General features: G+C 41.7%; 15 protein-coding genes and 2 tRNA genes. 4 read left to right on the top strand and 13 right to left on the bottom strand.

The window, feature by feature from the left end:
• Positions 1 to 20 precede the first annotated feature (20 nt).
• From CWC16_RS08290 to ttcA, 3 genes are all read left to right on the top strand, one after another.
• Complete coding sequence (locus tag CWC16_RS08290) at positions 21 to 758, top strand: FNR family transcription factor (RefSeq protein ID WP_138541204.1); 738 nt, start codon at positions 21 to 23, stop codon at positions 756 to 758.
• Positions 759 to 865: 107 nt separating this feature from the next.
• Positions 866 to 1,792: a universal stress protein UspE gene (gene uspE, locus CWC16_RS08285; RefSeq protein WP_055015672.1), complete on the top strand. Its 927-nt coding sequence runs from the start codon at positions 866 to 868 to the stop codon at positions 1,790 to 1,792.
• A 103-nt stretch (positions 1,793 to 1,895) separates the two neighbouring features.
• Positions 1,896 to 2,813 (top strand): tRNA 2-thiocytidine(32) synthetase TtcA, encoded by a 918-nt coding sequence (gene ttcA, locus CWC16_RS08280; RefSeq protein ID WP_138541203.1) that lies wholly within the window; start codon positions 1,896 to 1,898, stop codon positions 2,811 to 2,813.
• Between the two features lie 50 nt (positions 2,814 to 2,863).
• Here ttcA and CWC16_RS08275 read toward each other — a convergent pair whose 3' ends face one another.
• From CWC16_RS08275 to CWC16_RS08240, 8 genes are all read right to left on the bottom strand, one after another.
• Positions 2,864 to 3,928, bottom strand: a complete 1,065-nt coding sequence (locus CWC16_RS08275; protein WP_138541202.1) for a hypothetical protein — start codon at positions 3,926 to 3,928, stop codon at positions 2,864 to 2,866.
• An 87-nt stretch (positions 3,929 to 4,015) separates the two neighbouring features.
• Positions 4,016 to 5,077 carry a hypothetical protein gene (locus CWC16_RS08270; RefSeq protein WP_138541201.1) on the bottom strand — a complete coding sequence of 354 codons (1,062 nt, stop codon included), beginning with the start codon at positions 5,075 to 5,077 and terminating at the stop codon, positions 4,016 to 4,018.
• A gap of 494 nt (positions 5,078 to 5,571) precedes the next feature.
• The gene (gene recD, locus CWC16_RS08265; RefSeq protein WP_138541200.1) at positions 5,572 to 7,533 is read right to left on the bottom strand and encodes an exodeoxyribonuclease V subunit alpha; all 1,962 of its coding nucleotides are present in this window, start codon (positions 7,531 to 7,533) and stop codon (positions 5,572 to 5,574) included.
• On the bottom strand, positions 7,530 to 11,093 hold the full coding sequence (gene recB / locus CWC16_RS08260) for an exodeoxyribonuclease V subunit beta (RefSeq protein WP_138541199.1): 3,564 nt from the start codon (positions 11,091 to 11,093) through the stop codon (positions 7,530 to 7,532). The genes recD and recB overlap by 4 nt, the downstream gene beginning before the upstream one ends.
• Positions 11,080 to 14,382: an exodeoxyribonuclease V subunit gamma gene (gene recC / locus CWC16_RS08255; protein ID WP_138541198.1), complete on the bottom strand. Its 3,303-nt coding sequence runs from the start codon at positions 14,380 to 14,382 to the stop codon at positions 11,080 to 11,082. The genes recB and recC overlap by 14 nt, the downstream gene beginning before the upstream one ends.
• A gap of 160 nt (positions 14,383 to 14,542) precedes the next feature.
• On the bottom strand, positions 14,543 to 15,604 hold the full coding sequence (locus CWC16_RS08250; RefSeq protein ID WP_138541197.1) for an alkaline phosphatase D family protein: 1,062 nt from the start codon (positions 15,602 to 15,604) through the stop codon (positions 14,543 to 14,545).
• A gap of 93 nt (positions 15,605 to 15,697) precedes the next feature.
• Positions 15,698 to 17,971, bottom strand: a complete 2,274-nt coding sequence (locus CWC16_RS08245; RefSeq protein ID WP_138541196.1) for a TonB-dependent receptor domain-containing protein — start codon at positions 17,969 to 17,971, stop codon at positions 15,698 to 15,700.
• 196 nt (positions 17,972 to 18,167) lie between these two features.
• Positions 18,168 to 19,211, bottom strand: a complete 1,044-nt coding sequence (locus CWC16_RS08240; protein ID WP_138541195.1) for an alkene reductase — start codon at positions 19,209 to 19,211, stop codon at positions 18,168 to 18,170.
• Between the two features lie 226 nt (positions 19,212 to 19,437).
• Between CWC16_RS08240 and CWC16_RS08235 the strand changes: the two genes are divergently transcribed.
• Entirely contained in the window at positions 19,438 to 19,830 is a 393-nt protein-coding gene (locus tag CWC16_RS08235; RefSeq protein WP_004588808.1) for a DUF2750 domain-containing protein, read from the top strand.
• Between the two features lie 102 nt (positions 19,831 to 19,932).
• On the opposite strand, the gene CWC16_RS08230 is transcribed toward CWC16_RS08235, so the two are convergent.
• The 5 genes from CWC16_RS08230 to CWC16_RS08210 form a co-directional block, all read right to left on the bottom strand.
• The gene (locus CWC16_RS08230; protein ID WP_138541194.1) at positions 19,933 to 21,258 is read right to left on the bottom strand and encodes an OprD family outer membrane porin; all 1,326 of its coding nucleotides are present in this window, start codon (positions 21,256 to 21,258) and stop codon (positions 19,933 to 19,935) included.
• Between the two features lie 318 nt (positions 21,259 to 21,576).
• The gene (locus CWC16_RS08225; RefSeq protein ID WP_138541193.1) at positions 21,577 to 21,786 is read right to left on the bottom strand and encodes a hypothetical protein; all 210 of its coding nucleotides are present in this window, start codon (positions 21,784 to 21,786) and stop codon (positions 21,577 to 21,579) included.
• A 236-nt stretch (positions 21,787 to 22,022) separates the two neighbouring features.
• A tRNA-Ser gene (locus CWC16_RS08220) sits at positions 22,023 to 22,112 on the bottom strand.
• A 167-nt stretch (positions 22,113 to 22,279) separates the two neighbouring features.
• Complete coding sequence (nadA, locus tag CWC16_RS08215; protein WP_138541192.1) at positions 22,280 to 23,320, bottom strand: quinolinate synthase NadA; 1,041 nt, start codon at positions 23,318 to 23,320, stop codon at positions 22,280 to 22,282.
• A gap of 152 nt (positions 23,321 to 23,472) precedes the next feature.
• Positions 23,473 to 23,548, bottom strand: a tRNA-Lys gene (locus tag CWC16_RS08210).
• Positions 23,549 to 23,715 lie beyond the last annotated feature (167 nt).

Genomic DNA, 23,715 nt, shown 5'->3' with positions numbered 1-23,715 from the left:
AAATTAAAACGGATTAAATTATGGATTTCTCTCAAAGTCGCGCTAAAAGTAATTGTGCAATTAGCTGTAATAATTGCAGTATTAGCCAATTATGTTTGCCGTTTTCGTTAAATGGCCAAGAAATGGACAAGCTCGACGAGATCATTGAGCGCAAAAAGCCGCTTCACAAGGGTGACTACCTGTTTGAATCTGGTGCTCCTCTTAATGCTATTTATGCAGTACGCTCTGGCTCATTTAAATCGTATACACTGTCTGAGCAAGGGGATGAACAAATTACCGGTTTCCATTTAGCCGGTGATTTAGTCGGCTTTGATGCAATTAGCAAAATGGCTCATCAGAGCTTTTCGCAAGCCCTAGAAACATCAATGGTCTGCGAAATCCCGTTCGATACACTTGATGAGTTAGCCGGTAAATTACCCAAACTGCGCCAGCAAATTATGCGTTTAATGAGTAGCGAGATTACCTACGATCAAGAAATGCTGCTACTTCTTAATAAAAAGTCGGCAGAAGAACGCCTAGCGAGCTTTATTTATAACCTTTCGGAGCGTTTTGGCGAGCGTGGGTTTTCTCGCAAAGAGTTTAGATTTACCATGACTCGAGGAGAAATAGGTAACTATTTAGGCCTAACGGTAGAAACAATTAGTCGCTTATTAAGCCGTTTTCAAAAAGCGGATTTAATAAAGGTCGAGGGTAAATTTATTACTATTTTAGACTGCGACGCATTGGCAAAAACGGCAGCAATAGTTAAACCCTGCTAAGCTAACGCTTGTTGTAACTTTGATTTAGAACAACAATTTGTGTGCTACCCCTTTAACTGCTGTGTATTTACGTTACACTGAAAGTAAGTTAAAAAAGGGAGTAGCATATGAACACTATTAAACGTATTTTAGCCGTTATTGACCCCACTAAAGATGATCATCACGGTTTAGCTCGCTCAATTGATTTAGCTAAAAAGTCAGGTGCCAGTATTACCGCCTTTATGACTGTTTACGACTTCTCTTACGAAATGACCACTATGTTGTCGTTCGAAGAGCGCGAAGCAATGCGAAAAGCAGTTATTGCTGATAGAGAAATATGGCTCAAAGATATAATTTCCACCTACCCAGATATAAACATCACCACCGAAGTGGTATGGCATAACCGCCCGTTTGAAGCCATTATTAATACTGTTATCGAGCAAGAGTACGACCTAGTTGTTAAAAGCACCCATCAGCATGGCGCGCTTAAGTCGGTTATTTTTACCCCTACTGATTGGCACCTAGTACGCAAATGCCCAACACCGGTATTATTTGTAAAAGAAATGGCTTGGCCTGAGCAAGGCAATATTTTAGCTGCAGTGAATGCAGTTAGTGAAAACGATGAGCATGTAGCTTTAAATAAACGCATTATTAAAGATGCACAATTTTTATGTGAGCTTGCCAACGCTAAGCTTAATTTGGTCAATGCCTACCCTGCTACACCCATTAATATTGCTATCGAAATCCCTGAGTTTAACCCCAGCCTTTACAACGAATCAGTAAAAAAACACCACATAGAATCTACCAACGAGCTCGCTAAAACATTTAATTTAACTAACGAGCAATGCTTTATAGAAGAAGGCCTGCCTGAGGATGTGATCCCCGATGTAGCAAGTCGCTTAAATAGCGAATTAGTGGTGATTGGCACTGTAGGTCGAACAGGTTTAAGCGCTGCGTTAGTAGGTAACACTGCCGAGCACGTAATAGACAGCCTAGATTGTGATGTACTTGCTTTAAAACCCGATGGCTACGTAAGCCCGCTTGCCAAAAGTTAAACAAAGCCTTAACTAGCGCTTTAATACCCCTAGTACTTGGGTATATAATACGCCCCTTTATTTTCAGCAAATAATTTGCCGCATTGTTTTATAAGGGGGCGTAGTGTCTCACTCAGCTCAAGCCAAAGCTCAATACAACTTAAATAAGCTACAAAAGCGTTTACGCCGTCTTACTGGCCAAGCCGTCATGGACTTTAACATGATTGAAGAAGGCGACCGTGTAATGGTATGCCTATCGGGTGGTAAAGACAGTTATACCATGCTTGATATGCTTAAACATTTAAAGCGTGTAGCACCTATTAACTTTGATTTATTTGTTGTTAATCTCGATCAAAAACAACCTGGGTTTCCTGAACATGTTTTACCTGAGTACCTTGATAAACAAGATATTGAATACAAAATTGTAGAAGAAGACACCTACAGTATAGTGACCGATATTATCCCTGAGGGTAAAACCACGTGTTCGCTTTGCTCACGCCTACGTCGTGGTATTTTGTACCGTACAGCCAAAGAAATGGGCGCAACTAAAATTGCCCTTGGCCATCACCGTGACGACATGATCGAAACACTCTTTTTAAACATGTTTTACGGCGGTAAGCTTAAAAGCATGCCGGCTAAGTTAATGAGCGATAACGGCGAGCATATGGTTATTCGTCCGCTCGCTTATTGTAAAGAAGCCGATATAAGTAAATACGCATTTAGCCAAGGCTACCCTATTATTCCGTGTAACTTATGTGGCTCGCAAGAAAACCTGCAACGTAAACACACTAAAAACATGTTAGCGCAGTGGAATAAAGAGCACCCAGGGCGTATCGAAAGTATTTTTACTGCAATGCAAAATGTGGTGCCTTCGCATTTAGCCGATACAGCACTATTTGACTTTGAAAACCTAAAAACCGGCGATGTTATTGATGGCGGTGATATAGCACTTGATAAACCAGATATCCCAAAAGCGCCTGTAAGCGATGAAGATGAAACCCAAGATCAGCAAGCTGATGTGGTTACTATTAACCTAAGCTAACCGTTTAAAAAAATACAGTTAAGGGGCTTTATGCCCCTTATTTATTACCATTAACCTTTATCAGCTAACCCTTTTAAGAACTCTAAACTCATTCGTTCTTGCTTATTTGCTTGATAAGGCAGTTGTTGCAAACTATCGTAGGCAAAATCTTTAATTTCAAACTCAGCAATGTCACTGCTACCAAAACTATTACGTTCACCGGGGCTTGGCGACATGCGCTCTATCACAAAGTCACTTAAACGCATATTCACTACCCCTTGTGGTAATACCGACCAATGTGCCTTTAAATCCACCGTTTGACTGCCTTGTGAGAGTTTCTTTTTAGTCACCAAATGTGCAAGTGGGCTCGTATCACTGTATAAATTAGCCCTAATTCTATATAAGCCGCTTTTGAGCACCTTTAAATGCGCTGTGGCTATCATATTTTCGTTTTGTGCATAGGCATTATCAAAATCAATAAGCGTAGCACTTGGTGGCATATACTGTATTTGCGCTACTGCAGGCACCTTTTCACCTGCAATATTTGCCTCTACAAATAGCTGTAAATTTCGCGGGTAGTCTTCACTGGCTTTAAATTTAACCGTGGATTCGCCCTGCTGTGATGTGGTGGTTTTTGAACTGATTGACGCTTTAGTATCGGTATTGCTTAGCGCTACATTTACCTCTGCTAAGTTTTGCGCAGCAATATGAACGGTTATTTCTTGCGGATATACAAACCGATATTTATCTAAACTAACTACGAGGGCATTGCCCGCATCGTCAATAGGGCTTGTAACCGGGTAAAACTGATTAGGCTTTAAGCGGTCTTCATCAAGTGCGCTTAAGGGCTGTGAATAAGGTGGGTATTTTAGTGCGCTTTGGTATTGCATTGCCACCTGCTCAGCGGCACTGGCTAAGTGCTGATCGTAATGTATTTGGGCTGGGCTTTTTACCTGTTTTTGTTTTGGCACATCAATTGTTATTACGGTGTTTTTATCTGGGCTTGCTGAGCCTGTGTTCTGCTTTATTGCATGCGCAGCGGGAGGCTCAAGCGTTTTAACTTCATTTTTATTTGTATACCAGAGTAAAAACACCCCAATACTAACCACAGCGGCACCAATGTAAAACTTTTTCATATTGCATCAATCCTTTAAAAGCGTGTAGTAAATAACTACACGCTTTAATGTTTTATACCTAATGCGTTTATAAAATTTAGGTACTTATTAAGGGATCACGTTATAAATAAGCGCCGAGGCACTTTGTGAGTTTGAATCCTTAATATAGCGGTAGTGTTTTTTCCAAAACCAAGTACCCGTTGTTTTATCAAATGTGTTAAAACCCACATTTTGACCATCCACATTTATATTGTTCATGGCAATCGTGACATTGCCTTTGCGCTGTGCGTTGTGAATTTCATTATGGCTGTAGCTGTCGCTCATCATCATTGGGTAATGGTATGGCATAAAGCTATTAACGGCATCACCTTGCGATTTTAACTGGCCATTGGTATCAATACTGCTACTACAACTGCCAAATGACTTAGCCGAGCTTGCTCCACACGATGAATGCGATGCTACTACCGAGTCATCATTACCTTTTAAAAACCCACCCGTTAACCCTAGGTAAGCATTGCCATCGGCTACAAAGCGCAATCTTGGCGTACGTGCATCTGGAAACGGCGATATTTTGCGTGCGTTATTTACTTTTAAATCATGTAATACGCCCACCGCTTCTGTCACGTCACTGCCTAACCACCATTTGAGTGCCGCATCTACCGCAAAGTTCCATGCGGCACCTGTTAAAGCACTTACAGCAATATCAGCAAGCTCGCTGCCGCCCCCTGCGCCGGCTAAATCAAAGGTCGCTACAATATTAAGCGGTGTAAGGCCCGCATTTTCAAGCCAGTTGGCTTGGTTATCTATAATATGGCGGGCAACTAAATCGCCTGTTGAGTGTGTCACTAACACACAGCCATCTGCACATAAGTTAGAACGCGATATTTGTTTTAATTTAGGCCATACCCAATCGGTAGCAATTTTACCTTCAATGCGCTCATAAGCAGGCCAATCAATGCGTTCATCAGCGCGGTTGTTCCAATAGGTTTGCCAATAAGTTTCACCGTCATTTACTACATCGCTGCCCGATTTATTGGTTATTTGCGATACCTGTAAGCCGTGAATTAGTATAATTTTGTGATCTTTACTTGCTGCCGAAAAACTCATTAATGCGGCTAAACCGGCGCAAAGTAAGTATTTAAGCGTGTGTGTGCGTTTATTAGTGTTCATATAAATCCTTAATGTGTTCAGTGTTTTATTTTTATGCCTATGTACTTAAGGTATTCATTTACACATGTGCAGGCGCACATGCATTGACCAGTATTAGGAACAACGCTCAAAAATGCAACAATTTATTATCATTTAAATTCAGCTAAATCTATATTATCTGTATATACAGTTACTTAAATTCAAATAATTGCAATATTTAGTATTATTAACACATACCCACTAAAGCTAAAAAACCTAACGCATAAAAATACGTTAGGTTTTTAGTGTTTAACCTGGGTTCTGGTTAAGAGATTTAAAAACGCTATAAATAATAACGATATTTAAGCTTGTTTCTCTCTAGCTAGAAATTTTGGTGAAAACAAGGCGAATTTACGCGTCAATAGCTGGCCTATTGCAAGTAAATTCAACGCAGTTAGCGCTAAAAATAGCTGCTTGAGATAGATTTATTATCCAGAACTCAGGTTATTTAGTTGAACCCAAAATATAAACAGGTATTAGTATTTTAAACGCTCATACAACCCTGAGGCTCTTGATACGCTTTTATTCATAGCTAGCAGCAGCACTTTTTTATCGGCCACCAGCTCAAAGGTGTTTTTTGCGCGGGTTATGCCTGTGTATACCAGCTGGCGATTTATACCCATACTAGCTTGCTTTAAGGGCGGTAAAACCATAGCGGTATAACTAAACTCCGAGCCCTGCGATTTATGTATGGTCATTACATATACTTTATCGTGAGCAGGTAGGCGTGCAGGAGAAAACGCCCGTACATTGTTTTGCTCATCAATAAATAATGCTTTTAACTGCCCGCTTTCATCGGGCATTAAAATACCAATATCACCATTAAATAACTTAAGTTGATAATCGTTTTGGCTCACCATAATGGGCATACCACTGTAATGGCGCTGATTTGGGCTCACCGATATTAACCCTTGCTGCACAAGTGCACGCTCAATGCGGTTATTTAAGCTATTTACGCCGTAATCGCCCTCACGCACGGCCGCTAATAATTGATATTGAGAAAACGCCGCGTGAACATCTGCAACAGCTGCTCCTTGTGCGATTAAATTTAAATAATGGGCGTAATGCTTAGCAGCACTGTTTATTAATTTTTCTATGGGTTTGGCAACAAAGTCATAATCTAAAATAACATCGTTAAATTGCCCTTGTGTGCTTTGTTGCTCTACGTATTTTAAAATACCGTTATGGTTAGTATTAACCGCCAGCGCAAGCTGCCCAATGCCGCTTTTTGCATCAAACCGATAACTGTGTTGTAAAAACGCAATGCAATCGGCCAGTTTAAATTCGCTATGCCCAGGCGCCACTAATTTAGCCTCTCCTTTAAAACAGAATGCATTAAGCTCATCACATCGTGCTTGCGAGTAATTAGGCGTTTCACCTAGTGCTAACCCTTGGCATAAATCACTCATTACACTGCCGGTATCTACCGAGGCAAGTTGGTCTTTATCGCCAAGTAATATCAAACGCGCATGGGTAGGCAGTGCCTCTATTAATTTAGCCATGAGTGATAAATCAACCATGCTGGCTTCATCAATAATCAGTACATCTAAATGCAGCGGGTTTGTGCGGTTATGCTTAAATTTATTGGTAAAGGGTTTAACCCCTAAAAGTCGGTGAATAGTTTGCGCACTATCAGGAATTAAGGCCTTAATATCATCAGGAATAATTTCAAGCTTTTGTTTAGCCCCTAAAATTGACTCACTTAAACGTGCTGCGGCTTTACCTGTAGGCGCCACCAGCTTAATACTTAAAGGCGCACTTTTATAAAGCGACTGCAAAATTGCCAACAGCTTTGTTACTGTGGTGGTTTTACCGGTCCCTGGCCCGCCTGTTATAACGCTAAAGCCTTTTGTTGCAGCAATTGCACAAGCCACTTTTTGCCAATCTATGGTAAGCGCTGAATTATCTACAAAGTAGTCACTTAATAGTTGGCTGAGTAACTGTGTATTTATATTTAAATGGCGCTCACTCATCGCGAGTAAACGCGTAGCTAAGGTGTGCTCATAATCAGCAAGGCGCACAAAATAAAGCCGTTCGTTAAATAACTGTAAGGGTTTGGCCTCGCCCACACTGTTATGGGCACTTAAACAGCTAAGCGCATCGAGGTAGGTAAAGGCCTCGTTAAAAGGCGATGTAATATTTGGTACATTGCCCTCAGTTTTAGTAAAGTCGCTTTGGCGTAAATTAAACGGGTTTTGCCAATCGACTTCTTTTAATGTTAAACAGCTATGCTGGCTTTGCTGTGCTAAACACAGCAATAACACTATATAAAACACGTCGTTTTGCTGATTATCACACAGCATTAAGGCAAGCTTTACATCTACCATTCTTATGCGTTTTTCATCTAATAAGTAGTCAAGCAACTCCACCGTATTTAACGGTTGGGCAGGTGCTGGCGGCTCATCAAACAAGCTTTGCTGCATAGGGTAGTCACTCATAACATGGCTCCTTGGCTAAATAAGCCATCTAATAGTGTGATTTGCTCTGCGCTAAGCTTATTAAAATACACCCCTTTACCCGCCGGCATGCCGCGTAAAAAAGTATAGTAAACCCCGCCTAAATGGGTTTCTATTGCATAATCACTAATGCGTTGTTTGAGTAATCGGTGCAGCGCAACGCTATAAATTAAATACTGTAAATGATACTGATGGCTATTCATGGCTTGCTCTAGCAGGTCGCTTTCATAATCAGCGGGCGTATTGCCTAAGTAATTAGACTTATAATCTAAAATATAATACTTACCTTGATAGCAAAAAATTAAATCTATAAATCCCTTTAACAGGCCTTTTACATGAGAAAACTCAAGTTTGCTTTGGGTAAAACCAAAATGCTTAACCAGTATTTCGTTTAATTTGGGCGCGCTTAAACTATCTAAAGGTAAATTAAATTCCATTTCGACTAGGCAATCTGCGGGAGCTAATTGGCTTAAGCTTAACCCCTCATTGTTTAAGGGGCTGGTTAACGAATCAAGCACCCATTGCTCGGTTACATGTTGCCAGCTTTCGCTAATATGGTATTTATCAAGCGCCTGTTTAACTACCTCTGCTAAATTTTGCTCTGGATTAGTCGGGTGTACTTGCGCACTGGTAAAATCTATTTGTTCAAAAATTTCATGCAAACAGCTTCCGGGCTTCGCCCCCTTGGGAAAACTGTAAGGCGATGGTATTTCATCTTGGCTGTTAGCAAATTCATCTTTTTCGTGATCTTCATCGCTGCGCCCAGGTTCAATATGATCGGTGTGCTTTTTAAAGCTCAGCGCGCTAAAGCTGGTTGCTCGCCAATCTCGCTCTATGTTGGCTGTAACTGTATTCACTTTTAACGCTTGGCTTTGCTGCACTGCGCTATTAAGTGTTAATTGGCCATGTTCGGCCAATTGCTCAGCCGTAAATTGCTGATAACGCATTTCAGCGTGAGCGTCGCAAAATTCACTTAAGTGGGTACGCCACGTTTGGCTACTTGTAAGCTCAAGCCCTGCAAATAACACATGCCCTAATGCACTACTTTGTATAGCCAAACGGCTACTTTGCCCTTGCCCTATGTTATACACCCCAAGCGCACAAAAATGTACCGCGCGTGTAAGCGCAACATAAAGTAAGCGTAAGTCTTCAGCTAACCGTTCTTGCTCGGCTTGTGCTAAGGCGTCTTCGTTTTTGCTTAAATCGTAAACTAACTGGCCATTTTGATGATAAAGCGCGTCTTTAGTTTCGCGATAGCCGCTGGCAAAAGGCATAAATACCAGCGGATACTCGAGCCCTTTTGAGGCATGCATAGTCACAATTTTAACTAAGTTGGCATCACTCTCTAGGCGTACTTGCACAGCTTCGCCATCTTGCTGGCTAACCTTTTGAGCAAACCAACGCAGTAAACGTAACGTACCTTCTAACTCTATTTGCTTTTGCTGCAGTATTTCACCTAAGTGCCTGAAGTCGGTTAACCATCGCTCAACGTTATAGCCAAGCCCTTGCCACTTGGCGCTCAGCTGATTATGACTTAACAAGCGCTCAAGCATGGCCATTGCGCCTTGTTTGTTCCAAATATGGCTAAGTTGCGCAAAAAAGTTTAAGTGCTCTTGCCATTTATTTTCATCCTCAGCAAGGGCGTAAATTTCGTTATAGCTTAAACAAAATAATGGCCCTGCTAATACGCCGCGCAGTAACGACTCGTTATATTGCCCATGCAATGCGGTTAAAAAGTTAAGTAAATGGTGGCTAAGCTCTTGGCTAAACACACTGTCACGCGATAAATACACACTCGCAATATTGGCATTGCTCAGTGCTTTTTTCATTATTTGCGCTTCTACACGGTCGCGCACTAATATACAAATATCGGCTGCGGTCACCTTATGCTTACCAATGCGCGCTCGACCTTGCTCGGCTTGCTCAAGCAATGTCACTATTTTATTAGCAAAATAGCTGGCCAAATGCCCTTGCCCAACGCCTTTGCTGGTGGGTTTGTTTTTTTCATCTGCAGCGTCATCTACAAATACATTAAATTCAAACGCGGTGGCAGGTTTGCCATCTATTGTAAATGTTTCATCGGCTTTTTTGCCTTTTGCTGCTACTGCGTTAAACGGTATGGCATCGTTATATATAAAGCTATTGGCATGTTTAGAAAACAAGCTGTTTACACTGTTTACTATATCGGTGCTTGAGCGAAAATTAGTACCTAACGTAAATTGCTGCTCAGACTCTACCGACTCTTTTGCGCCAATATAGGTAAAAATATCAGCGCCCCTAAAGCCATAAATAGCCTGTTTTGGGTCACCTATCATGGCCAGTGTGGTGTTTTCTTGGCCGTATATTTTACTAAAAATGCCATACTGAATGGGGTCGGTATCTTGAAATTCATCAATCATGGCAACAGGAAATAACTGCGCTATTTTTTGCGATAAAGCCTCGCCCTGCTCGGCATTTAAAGCACTGTGTAAATTAGTCAGTAAATCATCTGGGGTGATCACACTTTGCTCTTGCTTACGTTTTACAATTGCCTGTTTAACCCACCGAGCCGCGGTTTGTACAACGGCAATTTTAAGGCCCTGATTAATTTTAGTATTAAGTGCGCTAAGCTCATCAAACAAGCTAAGCAGAGGGTGGCTAAATAATGGCTGATTTTTTTTATAGTTACTGGCATCACTTAAGTTTTCGCTGCTCCACACCTCAAACGAGTATTTATTGGTGCCAAATTCAAAAAATAACTCATCACCTAAACAAAATGCTTCTAGGGCCGTTAAACTGCCTTTTCGCCCAGGTGTTTTAGAGCCACTTAAACCCGAACCTTTTATTGCAGCTATAAACTCTTGCTCCAGCACTGCTTTTTTAAAAGCGGGTACTTTAGCAGTGTACTCATCGCGAGCTTTAAATACGTCATCTAAGTTTATTTGCGGTACTATGTTCGCATTGGCTTTATTTAGCACGCTACTGACTTGGCTAAATAGCGATTCAGGGGCTGCAAACACCTCTAAAATGGCATCAGTGCGTTCTTTATTAAGTGGGTATACAAAGGCGCGCCAAAAATCCTTAATCGTGTCGAGTAGGATATCGCGCTCATCTAAAATAAACTCAAGGTTAAAGGCAACGCCTGATTCAAACGCGTGTTGCTTTAACATGCGTTGGCAAAAGCCATGAATAGTAAATATAGCGGCTTCGTCCATAGATTTAGCCGCGGCATCGAGTAAATCAAAGGCGCGGTGTTTGTCATCTACTGCGGCTATTATACCTGCTATTAATTCATCGTTTGGGCTTTGACCAAGTAATGCATCGCGCGCAGCAATAATTCGGCTGCGTACGCGGTCTTTAATTTCTTGTGTTGCAGCATCGGTAAAGGTAACCACAAGTATTTGCTCAACACTTAACGGGGTATTTATCTGCCCAGGTATTTGTAAGCCTAATAAATAACGTAAATAGAGCCCGGTAATGGTGTAGGTTTTACCTGTACCCGCACTGGCTTCTATTAAACTTTGCCCTTTTAATGGCATTGTTAGCGGATTAAGCGCTTGCATGGTCACTCTCCTTTGCATGGGCATGTAATGGGGAGAGTAATTTTTCGCTCCACTTAATAAATTCTTCTTGGCAGTCATTGAGCGATTGCACCGTTAAACGAATATACGGGTTTTCGCCCTCGCCGCGCCCTATGTATTGTGGGTTAAACTTGCTAATGGCTTTACCAATATCGCCACCACTTTTAACATACTCATAGCCACTTACCGGATAAAATGCCACCGGCTCTTTTCGCAACGCTTTATACAGTTTAAACCAATCACTGAGTAAGGTATCGGCCTCATGTTTACTCAGCGGTGCAAAGCTAATTTGCTTATCAAGCCCCAGTAATAAGGTTTCTACATTTTGCTCCATACTTTGTGCAACAAGGTGATATATAAAGCCTTTAATTAAGTCTTTGGCCTTTATACTGGCACTTCGGTAAAACACTTGTTTTTGAAGATAAATATGATTAAGCCAGCCCTCAATGATGGTGTTTTCTATGCGCAAAGACACCTCAAGGGGGTCGGTTTTGCCGCTTTTAATATGCTCTTTTACTTGCCCGGCTAATGCATCTACTCGATGCGCCATGCTCTCATACACTAAACTGCCCACATTGGCTTGTGGCAGCTCCCCTCGTTGTAATATTTGCTCTGTACTTAAAGGTTGCTCATTAATGTTGGCCTCAAGTATTTCATCAAGGTAAAAATAACGGCGCAGCGCATCTAGGCTAAAAGGCTCTTCATCTTTTGCTACTTCGTTAAATTCGGGCAGGCGTAAACCTAATGTTTGCTGGTAAAAGCTCTCTTGTGCGTTGCACACACTGCGAATAAATACATCAAGCTCTAATTGCGCGGGCGCTGTTACATCAATGGCTGTTAGCGGCTGCGCGTCTATGCGCTCGCTGGGCAGCCAAATAGGATTAAAACTGTGATTACTCAGCTTTGTATCGGCTTCGGTATCTGCTGTGTAATAGGCATTATTAAAAGGCTGTAAGTGCTGTTGATTAATTAAACACTCAGGCAGCGTTTTTTTGCTGTTATTTGTAAGCACAAAGCTGCGGCCTATGTACTCTAAAAGCTCGCTTACTAAGGTCGAGGGCATACGCGGTTGGTTGTCAAAGCACGAACGGCCAATATAACTTATGTATAAATTGTCGCGGGCACTCAATAAAGCTTCTAAAAACAAGTAACGGTCATCTAATTTACGTGAACGGTCACCTTTTTGTTTTTTAGAATACGGCACTAAGTCAAACCCTATCGGCTGCACTGTACGGGGGTAGTCGGCATCGTTTAAGCCAAGCATACATACCACTTTAAACGGCACGGCGCGCATAGGCATTAAAGTACAAAAGTTAACTTGCCCCACTAAAAAGCGCTGCCCTACGCCTTTTTCTTGAATGCCTTGTTTTATAAGGTAGCTTACAATACGCTGCGAAACAGCTTTATCGTAATCGCCATTATTATGGTGTTTTTTAAGCTCCTCTAAAACAGTTTGCAGTACCAGTAAATCCCAACTGTCGTCGCCTTCGTTGTAATAAATAGCATTTATGAGCTCAGATAAAATATCTGCTTTATTACTAAGCGTATCATCAGGGGTTAGCTCACCTTTAAAGCGCTGCAGTACATCAATAAAATGCACCAACTTATTAAGGGTATCTAGCGCCATGCCCTCTACTTCATCGGCGCTATAAATGCCGTTAAACGGGCATTGCTCATCACGCTGGGCTATGCCTAGCAATAAACGGTTTAAGCCATGTTGCCAGGTATTTAAATCGATTGCGGGTAAATCAAAGCTGCTTTTATGCTCGGCATTTATACCCCACTTTACGCCAACTCGCTCAAGCCAATATTGAATTTGCTCGTACTCGTGCGCTTCTAGGCCAAATTTTTCGGCAATTTGGGTTACTTGCAGTAAGTCGAGAATATCCGATACACCAAAACGCGAAAATGGCAAATTGGCCAAGCTGGCAAACGAGCTAAGCACGGGTTTTTCTTGCTCTATGGCTAAATCGGCCAAAGCATAAGGAATAAAGCGACTGGTGTTTTGCGCGCCGCCAAATACCGCTTCAATATACGGGCTGTACGTGCCTACATCTGGCATCATTACAATAATGTCTTTGGGAGTGAGCGACGGGTTTTGATTAAACAAAGTAAGTAAATAGTCGTGCAAGCGCTCAACTTCTCTAAGCGGTGTATGGCAATCGCTTAGGGTAATACTGGTGTCGGTGTCGTTAATGGGCAGCTTGCCCTCATCATTTATAAACCACTCTTTATTATCGGTAAGCGACTCACCTTTAAATGCCAATTGGTATATCTCACTTTGAATTTGGCCTAGTAAACTATCGTCAAATGCATCTATAAAGCCATCAATCCAGCGCGCATCAAGCTGTACGAGCTGTTCAAAGTAATCGCGCCCTAGTTTTCCCCATGACGATAACAGCGGGTTGCCTATAAAGTAGTATTCTTCGTCAGGGTTAGCTTGTTTTTTTTGCTGCGCTTCTAAAAGCGGCATTTTGGCGTATTTGGCATTTATTTTGGCTGCTGTTTTTTCATCAACCACATCGCCCCAATAGTGCTCACTCGGGTTAAAAAAGAATAAAAACACCTCTGTTTTTTTGCTCAGCGCTTCAAACACCTCAAGTTGTGAGCTGGCAATCGCCGATATACCAAATAAACTAATGCGCTTAGGTAGTAAGCTATTATCCATATTCTCAAGGGCTGCAAGTAACTGCCCCTGCATATTGGCACGATGAAATTGGCTTTGCCCAAGTGCTTTACTGTGCGCCACTAGCTTTCGCCATAAGTCGGGCTGCCATGGGGCAATGCTTACATCAACATCGTCAAGTTCGTCTTGTCCGCTATCCCAAGTGGCAATCCAATGCGGGCGGTACATTAAATATTGGTCGTACACATCGGCAATTTTTTCACACAGCGCAAAGGGTTTTTGCCCGTCTAGGTCGCCCTCTAAATAGGTTTTTAACGGCAAATAAAGCGGCTCATTTATACAACTGGGCAGTATTGCAAATAATTTCCAAGCAAGGTTAGCCTTATTAAATGCCGATTCTTTTGGCACATTGGGTAGCAATTGCTGATACAACTGCCATATAAAGCTCGATGGCAGCGGAAAATCGACCTGCGCGGCTATGCCTAGGTTTTCGCTTAAACCAATTTTTAGCCACTGTGACATACCCGGCGATTGCACTAATACCACTTCTTTATCGAATGGGCTTTGCAGCGGGTTTACTTTTAACAGCTGATTAAACTGAGCTTGCAGCGCTTCCATACGGTTTGATTGAATAATATTGAGCATACAACTGGAGTCCTTACTTGAAGTAAAACCAGTTTAAGATATTTTCATTTACAGGGGTAGCGCAATCCGTAAATTGGCACTAATAAATCAGCGAGTTAGCAGGTGGATTAAACACACAGCATTAATTTTAATCACTATGTGTTTTATTTGTCAGGCCATTTTATTTATAAGGGCTAATACTCGAAAGGCTAAAGTTATCTTGCATAATCACTTTGCCATCTATGCCTTTAAGCTTAAGTGAAATGGCAGGGTCTGCTTGTTGCCAATCTATGCTTAAATCGCCGTAGTTCACATTGTGGGTATAATCACCAACACGGTGTTTATTTGGGCTGACGTCTTTCCACTTTTCAGTAAGACCTGAGCTGGTCATTTCTATTAAAGGGTAATCAAGATTTTGCTGATACTTTGATATTTCGCCCCAGTGCGTATCGCCACTGATGATAATAACCCCATTCACTTGGTGCTTTTTAATTAACGCAAATAAACGGTTACGATCCTCTGGAAAGTTAGCCCACGACTCCCACCCTGTGAAATCGGGTAATAATTGCAAGCTTGAGGCAATTAGCTTTATAGCTGCAGGCTTTTTAAGCTCTTGCTCAAGCCATTGCCACTGCGTCTCACCTAACATAGAAGCACCTTTCACCTCAGTTGGACTATACGGACCTTGGTTATTAAGCTTGCGCTTGGTGTAATATTCAAGCTCGCTTACGTGGTTAAGTGCATCACGGTTCCAGCGTAAATCGGGCATTATTACGTGTACGATTTGCTCATCCTCGCCATACATATACGACGTGTAAATGCCGTCGGTGCGAGTGCGTCTGGGTGAGTGTTTAGGCTCACCCCAAAAATCGAGCATAATTTGGCGAGATTGCTCTTTATGTGGGTAATCTTTACCAATATCGTTTTGACCAAAATCGTGATCGTCCCACATCGCAATGATTGGAGTATTCGCTTTTAGCGTTTTAAAGCCTGGTTTTGCACCTAATTTTTGGTATTTATTGGCAAGTACCGTCATATCGTTGGTGTCGCCGTAAATATTGTCACCTAAAAATATAAATAAATCGCCCTGCTCTTTATTAATGGTGTGGAATATTGGAATGTCTTTATCTTGATGCCCACACGAGCCAAATAAAATTTTAGAAGGGGCTGCAATACTGTTTGCGCTAAACGCTAGCCCTAATGCTAATACAGCATGTGTAATAGGTTTTACTAACTGCTTCATTTTAAAATCTCGATACAGCCATACATTAGTTTTAATCTATGGCTATTAATAAAAAAAGCCCATCATTGATGGGCTTAAAACGGGTTCATTGGCTTAAAACGTAGCCGATAACGTCAGTGCTGCTGTACGTGGCGCACCAATAAAGTAAGTGCTGCCGTTGCCCGTACCACCGGCTAAGTAACTTTTATCAGTAATGTTATAAACAACAAAGGCAACATCTAGCGCTTTAAATGGTCCTGCGTTTATATCGGTGGCGTAACCTGCGTTTAAATCAACCACGGTATAGCCATCAACTTCGCCGCGCTCACCGGTGTATTTAGCCGATAAACCAAAGCGGAAATCACCGCTAAAGTAATCGGTCGAGAACACAAATAAGTCATCTACTGAGTCTATTACTTTTTCACCGGCTTCAAACCCGGGTGCATCGCCTTTGTACTGTGAGTCGTTATTTGTGTACGAGCTGTATACGCTCCATTGTGGGCTTAGCATGTAACTTGCCGAAAGCTCTAAACCTTGTGATTCAATGCCGCCTACATTTAAGTAAGTGCCATTTGTGCCTATTGTGTAATCAATACCGCCGGTATCACTGCCAGGGGCAATAAAGGTTATACGGTTATCAAATTCAATTGAATACGCCGTGGCGGTCAGTTTTAAAGCGTTATTTTGATAACGTACACCTAAATCAATGTTTTCAGCAGTTTCTGGCTCTATGGCTGATAAATCGGAGCTATCGCGCTCAAGTACACCGTCTTTAATAGCTGCAAAATTTTCGCTGTAGCTGGTAAATAGCTCAGTTGAATTGTTTAGCTGATACAAAATACCGCCACTGAACAACACATCAGAATCGCTATTTACTTTAGCAGTTGTGGCATTTTGGTAGTGGTCGTACTTTTCGATATCAACTAGGTACTTTTTAACACCTACGTTAAGCGTAAAATCGCCAAGTGCCATTGCATCTTGCGCGTACCATTTAAGGGTGTCGGTCTCAAAGGTGTTTTTATACTGAGTCCAGTACGGTGTGCTATCAAAGTGATGATAAATACTGGCATTAATTACTTCGTGCCAATCACGAGACTCATCACGGTCGCTTTGCTCATACCAAAAACCGGCTTCTATGTCGTGCATACCAAACGTAGCTTGGTAGTTGGCAGTAACCCCTAGGCGGTCTTTTTTATAATGCGTATGACGATACGACATAACAGGTATTGCGGTGTCATCGTAACACGCCGGGTTTAAACCCGGGCCCGACTCCCACGGCCAGCTTAAGCTTGCTGTACAGCCTTCGTTTGGTGCCAGTGCATTACCTGCGCTATCTACAAAGCCGTAAGAGCCTGCATTAGTGCCGCCCTCTGTAGTTGGGTTGCCGTTTTCATCTACTGGAGTTGTTAAGTACGGTGGGATCCAATCGCCACGACCCGAGTTTTTATGATAATAAGGGCTCACTGTAATAAGTGATGTTGGCGAAAGTGCATATTCAAACTTTAAATACGCTAACGTATTTTCACGCAGTGTACCCCAGCCCTCGGCAAACATTTGGTCGTAATGTGGAATGCCGGTCCAGTTCCACGTTAGCTGATCCCACTTTGGCGTTTGCTCAAATTGTGCAAGGCTTACACTATTATAATTAATCTCGCTTACATCATCGTAAGATAAACGCCCTGTAATGGTTAAACCTGTAAGCGTTGTCACAAATTTAAGCTCTGCGTGTTGGTTATCTTTTCCGCCGTTGCTACCCGAGCCAATCCAGCGGCTAGTATCGGTTTGTGAATAGCTTACATACGCTTGTGTATTATCAAAAATAGTACCGGTTTCGTGCTTAACGTAATAACGGGTCGCATCGTGGCTACCTGAGGTGTAAGCAAAAGTGGTGCTTTTATCAAGGCTTGGCGCTTTACTTACAAAATTAAATGTACCGCCAAGCGCTTCAAGTGAGGCCGATTTAATATCTGAGGTACCTTGCCCTACTTCTACTGTGGCTAGGTTTTCGGTATCTAGGTAACGGTTTGCTTTAGCGCCCCCGCCATAGTTTGAGCCACCGTTAGGAATACCATCAACGGTCATCCCTAATTGTTGTTGGTTTGAGTCAATACTAAAACCACGCATAGTAATAGTGGTAGACCAGTCATCGCCACCAAATGCATCGCCTTCATTTATGCTAATGCCAGGTAAGTTATCAATAACTGATAACACACTCGACACCGTTGTTTGTTGATCAAGCATTGCAGGCTCAATCACATTATTTGCGTAACTGGTTGGTTTAGCAGTAACGGTTATTTCTTCTATTTCGTTGTCATTTGCATAAGCTGACGTTGATACAGCCATAGCAATTGCTATGCTCAAAATCGATTTATTGGTTAAAGCGTACATTGTTGTCCCGTTTGGTTTTAATTATCTAAAGTAATTATGAAAGCGGGCACAGTATGGTGTCGTATTATTACAACAAAAATGAAGTTTATTGACAGAGGTGTTAAAAAATTGTGGGAATTTTATGGCTTTGTTATGTCATTTGTAAGTCAGCCTAAGTACAAACACCTAGGCTGATTTATATATAAATATTAAATTATTAGAAGAGTTTAGCTAGCATTTCATCACTATAAGCAACAAGCTCTTCATTATTGGCCACTTTGCTAATGTAATCAGGGTTGGCAATAAATGGGCGACCAATCGCAATTAGATCAAACTTGTCGTTGTTTATTGCTTGTTTTGCATCATCAAAACTGTAGCTGCCTACACCTACGAGAGTGGTTTTAGTGCTTGCACGCAAATACTGCGAGGTTGTTTTGCCCTCTAACGAGTCAAATTGGGTGCTATCATCAAAAATGCCACCATGAATATAGGCCAGTTTTTTTGCATCTAGCTGTGGTAATAAATAATCAAATACCGCTTTATCACGCTTATCTTCTTCCATATTAAAATAAGCACCTGGCGATAACCTAATTGCAGCTCGCTCATTACCTACTGCATTAATAACCGCGTCGGTCACTTCTATTGCAAAACGCGCCATATTTTCAGGTGTGTGGCCGTATTCATCTGTGCGCTCATTCGCAGCGTAATGTAAAAATTGATCAATTAAATAACCATTAGCGCCATGAATTTCTACGCCATCAAAGCCCGCTTCAATGGCGTTTTCGGCCGCTTTAGCAAAGTCGGCTATCAGTGAATTAATATCATCCTTTGTGGCCGCTTTTGGGGTAATGTAAGTAAGCTCACGCATACGCGGTACAGAGCCTTCAACACCAATTGCCGAAGGCGCTAATACATCGCCGCCAAAAAAGTGAGGATGGGCAACACGGCCAACATGCCAAAGCTGTGCAAACATTTTACCGCCGTTTGCGTGTACGGCGTCGGTTACTTTTTTCCAACCTTGAATTTGCTCGCTGGTAAATAACCCCGGGGTATTTGGGTAGCCTTGCGCATCTGGGCGAATAATAGTGGCTTCGCTAATGATTAAACCGGCATCGGCACGGCGCGCATAGTACTCCACCATATCTTGCGTGGGTACTAAATTATCATCAGCCATACAGCGGGTTAAAGGCGCCATTAAAACGCGGTTTTTAAGTTCAAGAGAATCGTTTAATGTATACGGGGCCAGTAAATCTGTGGTCATTGTTAAATCCTTCATTAAGAGTATGCATTTGAGATGCGGCCTTTTTAACAACATTCAAGGGCAATTTTGAATGCTCGCTCAAATTAATGAGAGCTTATACTGTTCAATCTTAAAATTAGATCTGCAACGATGAATTTAAATAATAATTTTTCAACACACTGTCACATAACTCGATATACTGGTAACAGTAAAATTCAAATTTGAAGCAATAAAGAGTGAGCCAACTATGACAACTGCAAATGCGACTGAAGAACAAACCGTAATTTTAGGGCTAGGGGCAAAAAAACGACTCGCTTTTATGTTTGAAACCGTACAACAGTACAAGCAAGTATGGATTTTAAACGACGATGATGGTTGCGTAATGCTTGCCAACGAAGATGACGACTGTGTACCCGTGTGGCCAACCCGCGATTTTGCACAAGCTTGGGCCACGGGCGAATGGGAAGGCTGTACACCAAAGGCCATTCCTACTAAAGATTGGTTTAGCCGCTGGACACCCGGCCTCGAAGAAGACGACTTACTGATTGCAGTGTTCCCTACCGAAGAGGACGACGGCACGGTGCTTTTTCCTGATGAATTTGAAAGCCAGTTAAAAATTCCTAAAAAGAGAAAGTATTAATTTAGGGGCAGTTTTAAATGCGGCTTAAACGAATACAACTTAGCCGCATTTTTAATAGTGTAACTTTATCTCTACTTTTGAAATTTTAATAAGGTGTAGTTCTTAAAATTTAATAGTGTAATCTACATATACGCGATGATCTGCTCTGTCTCCTTTTACACCATCAACACTGCCAGTTTCATCTGTGGTGTAATCTAAAAATAACCAACGTAGGCTTAAGCCTTTTACAGCCGCTACTTTGTAGCGTGTATCAATGGCCCAATACTTTTCATCGGCTGTGCCACCTGCTTTACCTAAGCTTGAATTTTCTGCATCGCTGCCGCTGGTGTAATAAAATTTCGTGGTTAAACCGGGTGCCACTGCTTTTAGGTCAACACCTAAGCGAGCCTGCCAAGTTGCCTCATTTTGGTTTGTTAAATCGGCGCCAATTAATGAGCGCGTGGGAAACGGGTTAGTCCCGTGATCGCCACTAAAGTTATCTTCAATCCAAGCATCGTTCACTTTGGTAAATGCGGCGCCTAGTGTCCAAATATCTTTTTTCCAATTGGCATCTAGGTAATAGGCAAAACCATCGTTTTCACTTTTAGTAACACCTGAAACCGCATCGATTGCATCTTCATCATCTAAATCGCCACCCTCTGCGCCGGTTACAAATAGATCGCCATCGTCTTGTGAGGTAAATACGCCACTTGAAAGGGTTAACTTACTTTGATCGAGCTTAATAGCGTAACTGCCTTTAAGCCCAAGCTTTGATAAGTAGTCATGAGAGTTTAAATACTCCGCGTCTATTTTTAGCGCATCTTTTTTGTAGCTTGCGCCCACACCCCAAATAACACTAATTGCGCCGTTATCTGACTGGTCGGTAGAAAAATCTTCCCACTTGTCATCGTGGCGGCGATTCCATTTATCGTAGGCGTAACCATATACTTTGGTATTACCAAACGTGTAGTCACCAAATACGCCTCTAAAAGTATTGGGAATTGCGCGGCTACCCGAGCTTTTTAACAGCATGCTTTTGGTTTTTTGCCCGCCTATTTTTACATGGCCATTGTCGCCAAGTTTAACATCGATTAAATATTGACCAAATTTAGAAAAACTATCGTCAACGCCGCCTTTTTCATCCCCAGCGGGTAAAATATTATTTTGTGCGCTGCCAGTTGAGTTGTAATTAAGTACGGTATAGTTAGACACGCCAAAGCTAATTAAGTCATTAAAATAGCCTGACTGGTAATTTAGCTCTATACCTTGTGCAAAGGTTGAGTCGTCACTGGCGTCGTTATCGTAATCACGGTCAAAGTAAATTGACCTTAGCTTAATATTAAATTCGTCTTGCTCTGTAAGCCCACTAAAAGAAGCGTACGATGGGAGGGAGGCGCCTGCTAATACTGTACATATTACTAAATTGTGTTTTAAAACTCGTAAGTTCATACGCGTAAGCTACCTTGTATTTGATGCAGAGGAATCTAATGTTAGCCTAAAAAACGTGACGTAGTTTTAGGGTATTTAATTTAGTTAGTGACATAAAACTATAGTTTAGCTTATTCCTTGTCCTATAATTTTAATCTTTCAATTGATTTAGTAATTCAATGTTTTTCTCTGCATGCTCAAATAAAGTACCAAAAGGAGCACTTACCCAATCATTTGTTGTACTTCTCCACTCAAACCAAGCACAAGACTCAAACTCATAAAGTTCATTATCTGCGTTTATCTCATCGCCTCGTAAAAAAGCAATAAGCTCATCTGCGCTCAGTCTATTATTTCTACTAATTTAAATAGTTCCTTTCCTACGAGTGTTTTATCGTCCGGATCTAAAACCTCAACACATGAGCAAACAACCAATTCATAGTGTTTATAAACCTGTAAAACAGTAATCTGATTAAAATCGTCATGACTTAGTAATACGCTGGCAAAGTTATCACTTATCTCGCCATTGTTAAAAACTAACTTATTAAGCATAGATCTTCCTTAAATATTTTATAGGGGATTAGTAATGGTGGGAAAATATCACAGATTAAAATAATAAGACGCACAGATTTTTTTGTTGCATGTGATTTTAAAGTGGTTAAAGCTTTTTCTATCACAAACCACACTTAACTTTTTAACTAACAAGTATAACTACAGTTTAGTAGTTAATTAGTCAATTTATTGCAGGCGCAAAAAAGGACGCTAAAAAGCGTCCTAATATTGAATAATGGTGGAGGAAGAGGGATTCGAACCCTCGTTAGGGATTAACCTAAACACACTTTCCAGGCGTGCGCCTTCAGCCACTCAGCCATTCCTCCACGGTGTTGCAGTGCAACAGCGCGTTATAGTATGAAATAGGTTACACAGGTGCAAGGCATTTTTAAATTTGTGCTGTTAAGTGCCTAATAATCAACCAGCAATCTACTTTAGGCATAAAAAAACGGCTAAACCTTAGGATTTAACCGTTTTTTACACATTAGGCTAATTACTTAGCCATGTTGGCTGTAAAGTCTAACATGCGATTAAGTGACTTAAGCGCGCCTTCGCGTAATTCCATATCTACAAACACTTCTTTACCGCGTGGGTCTATTAGCGCTTCTTCAATCGCTTTTAAGCCATTCATTGCCATCCACGGGCAATGTGCACAACTTTTACATGACGCGCCTTCACCGGCTGTTGGGGCTGCAAAAAACTCTTTTTCTGGGCATAGCTGCTGCATTTTGTAAAAAATACCGCGGTCTGTCGCTACAATAAACTTATCGTTATCCATTGTTTGCGCCGCTTTTATTAATTGGCTTGTTGAGCCAACCGCATCTGCCAGTGCCACTATTTCTGCGGGTGACTCTGGATGCACCAATACACCTGCGTCTGGGTGCAGGGCTTTCATATCTTTAAGCGCTTTTGTTTTAAATTCATCATGGACGATACATGCGCCGTTCCACATGATCATATCGGCGCCGGTATTTTTTTGAATGTAGCTACCAAGGTGTTTATCTGGGCCCCAAATAATTTTTTCACCTTGCTCATCTAGGTGCTCTACAATTTCAAGGGCGCACGATGAGGTTACAATCCAATCTGCACGGGCTTTAACCGCTGTAGAGGTGTTTGCATACACGACAACTTTACGATCTGGGTGCTGATCGCAAAACGCTGAAAACTCATCAATAGGGCAACCAATGTCTAACGAACAGGTTGCTTCTAGCGTTGGCATAACAACTGTTTTGTTTGGCGTTAAAATTTTAGCGGTTTCACCCATAAAACGCACGCCTGCAACGATGATCATATCTGCATCGTGGCGAGCACCAAAACGTGCCATTTCTAATGAGTCGGCAACACAGCCCCCTGTTTCTTCGGCAAGGGCCTGAATTTCAGGATCTGTGTAGTAATGGGCTACCAGCACTGCATTTTTATCTTGCAGTAGTTGTTTAATACGTGCTTTATATTCGCCTTGCTCGTCTTTAGTTAACGGCGCTGGCTTAGGAGGAAAGATATAGCCTTCAGGCATAATAGTTTGAGCTAGACTCATGTTCTCGACCACTTCATCTACAGTGCATTAATTACGGCAAATTATACGAGAATACACGGGCAAATAACAGCTATCTGGGCATGCTGTTTATAAATAAAAATAAGAAACTGATTTAAATAAAATAAGGGGGAAAGTTGTGATTTTTTTAGAAGTGGTGGGTCATGATGGACTTGAACCATCGACCAATGGATTAAAAGTCCACTGCTCTACCAACTGAGCTAATGACCCGCTCTAAATTCTGTGTAGAATTAATATGCTGCGTAAATCCGCCGATTGAACCACTCTTTAGCTTAATAAAGAATGGTGGGTCATGATGGACTTGAACCATCGACCAATGGATTAAAAGTCCACTGCTCTACCAACTTACAAAATCACCCCCTCAAAATACAAGATCC

The sequence above is a fragment of the Pseudoalteromonas sp. S3776 genome (genome assembly GCF_005886915.1).
In the GTDB taxonomy this organism is placed as follows: domain Bacteria; phylum Pseudomonadota; class Gammaproteobacteria; order Enterobacterales; family Alteromonadaceae; genus Pseudoalteromonas.
This window is presented reverse-complemented; position numbering and strand designations above follow the sequence as displayed.

Bases quoted from the DNA above. Each gene is read 5' to 3' on its own strand.
- CWC16_RS08275 (WP_138541202.1), bottom strand. From the start codon at position 3,928: ATGAAAAAGTTTTACATTGGTGCCGCTGTGGTTAGTATTGGGGTGTTT.
- CWC16_RS08270 (WP_138541201.1), bottom strand. From the start codon at position 5,077: ATGAACACTAATAAACGCACACACACGCTTAAATACTTACTTTGCGCC.
- uspE (WP_055015672.1), top strand. From the start codon at position 866: ATGAACACTATTAAACGTATTTTAGCCGTTATTGACCCCACTAAAGAT.
- nadA (WP_138541192.1), bottom strand. From the start codon at position 23,320: ATGAGTCTAGCTCAAACTATTATGCCTGAAGGCTATATCTTTCCTCCT.
- CWC16_RS08245 (WP_138541196.1), bottom strand. From the start codon at position 17,971: ATGTACGCTTTAACCAATAAATCGATTTTGAGCATAGCAATTGCTATG.
- CWC16_RS08290 (WP_138541204.1), top strand. From the start codon at position 21: ATGGATTTCTCTCAAAGTCGCGCTAAAAGTAATTGTGCAATTAGCTGT.
- CWC16_RS08235 (WP_004588808.1), top strand. From the start codon at position 19,438: ATGACAACTGCAAATGCGACTGAAGAACAAACCGTAATTTTAGGGCTA.
- recC (WP_138541198.1), bottom strand. From the start codon at position 14,382: ATGCTCAATATTATTCAATCAAACCGTATGGAAGCGCTGCAAGCTCAG.
- recD (WP_138541200.1), bottom strand. From the start codon at position 7,533: ATGAGTGACTACCCTATGCAGCAAAGCTTGTTTGATGAGCCGCCAGCA.
- CWC16_RS08225 (WP_138541193.1), bottom strand. From the start codon at position 21,786: ATGCTTAATAAGTTAGTTTTTAACAATGGCGAGATAAGTGATAACTTT.
- CWC16_RS08250 (WP_138541197.1), bottom strand. From the start codon at position 15,604: ATGAAGCAGTTAGTAAAACCTATTACACATGCTGTATTAGCATTAGGG.
- recB (WP_138541199.1), bottom strand. From the start codon at position 11,093: ATGCAAGCGCTTAATCCGCTAACAATGCCATTAAAAGGGCAAAGTTTA.
- CWC16_RS08230 (WP_138541194.1), bottom strand. From the start codon at position 21,258: ATGAACTTACGAGTTTTAAAACACAATTTAGTAATATGTACAGTATTA.
- CWC16_RS08240 (WP_138541195.1), bottom strand. From the start codon at position 19,211: ATGACCACAGATTTACTGGCCCCGTATACATTAAACGATTCTCTTGAA.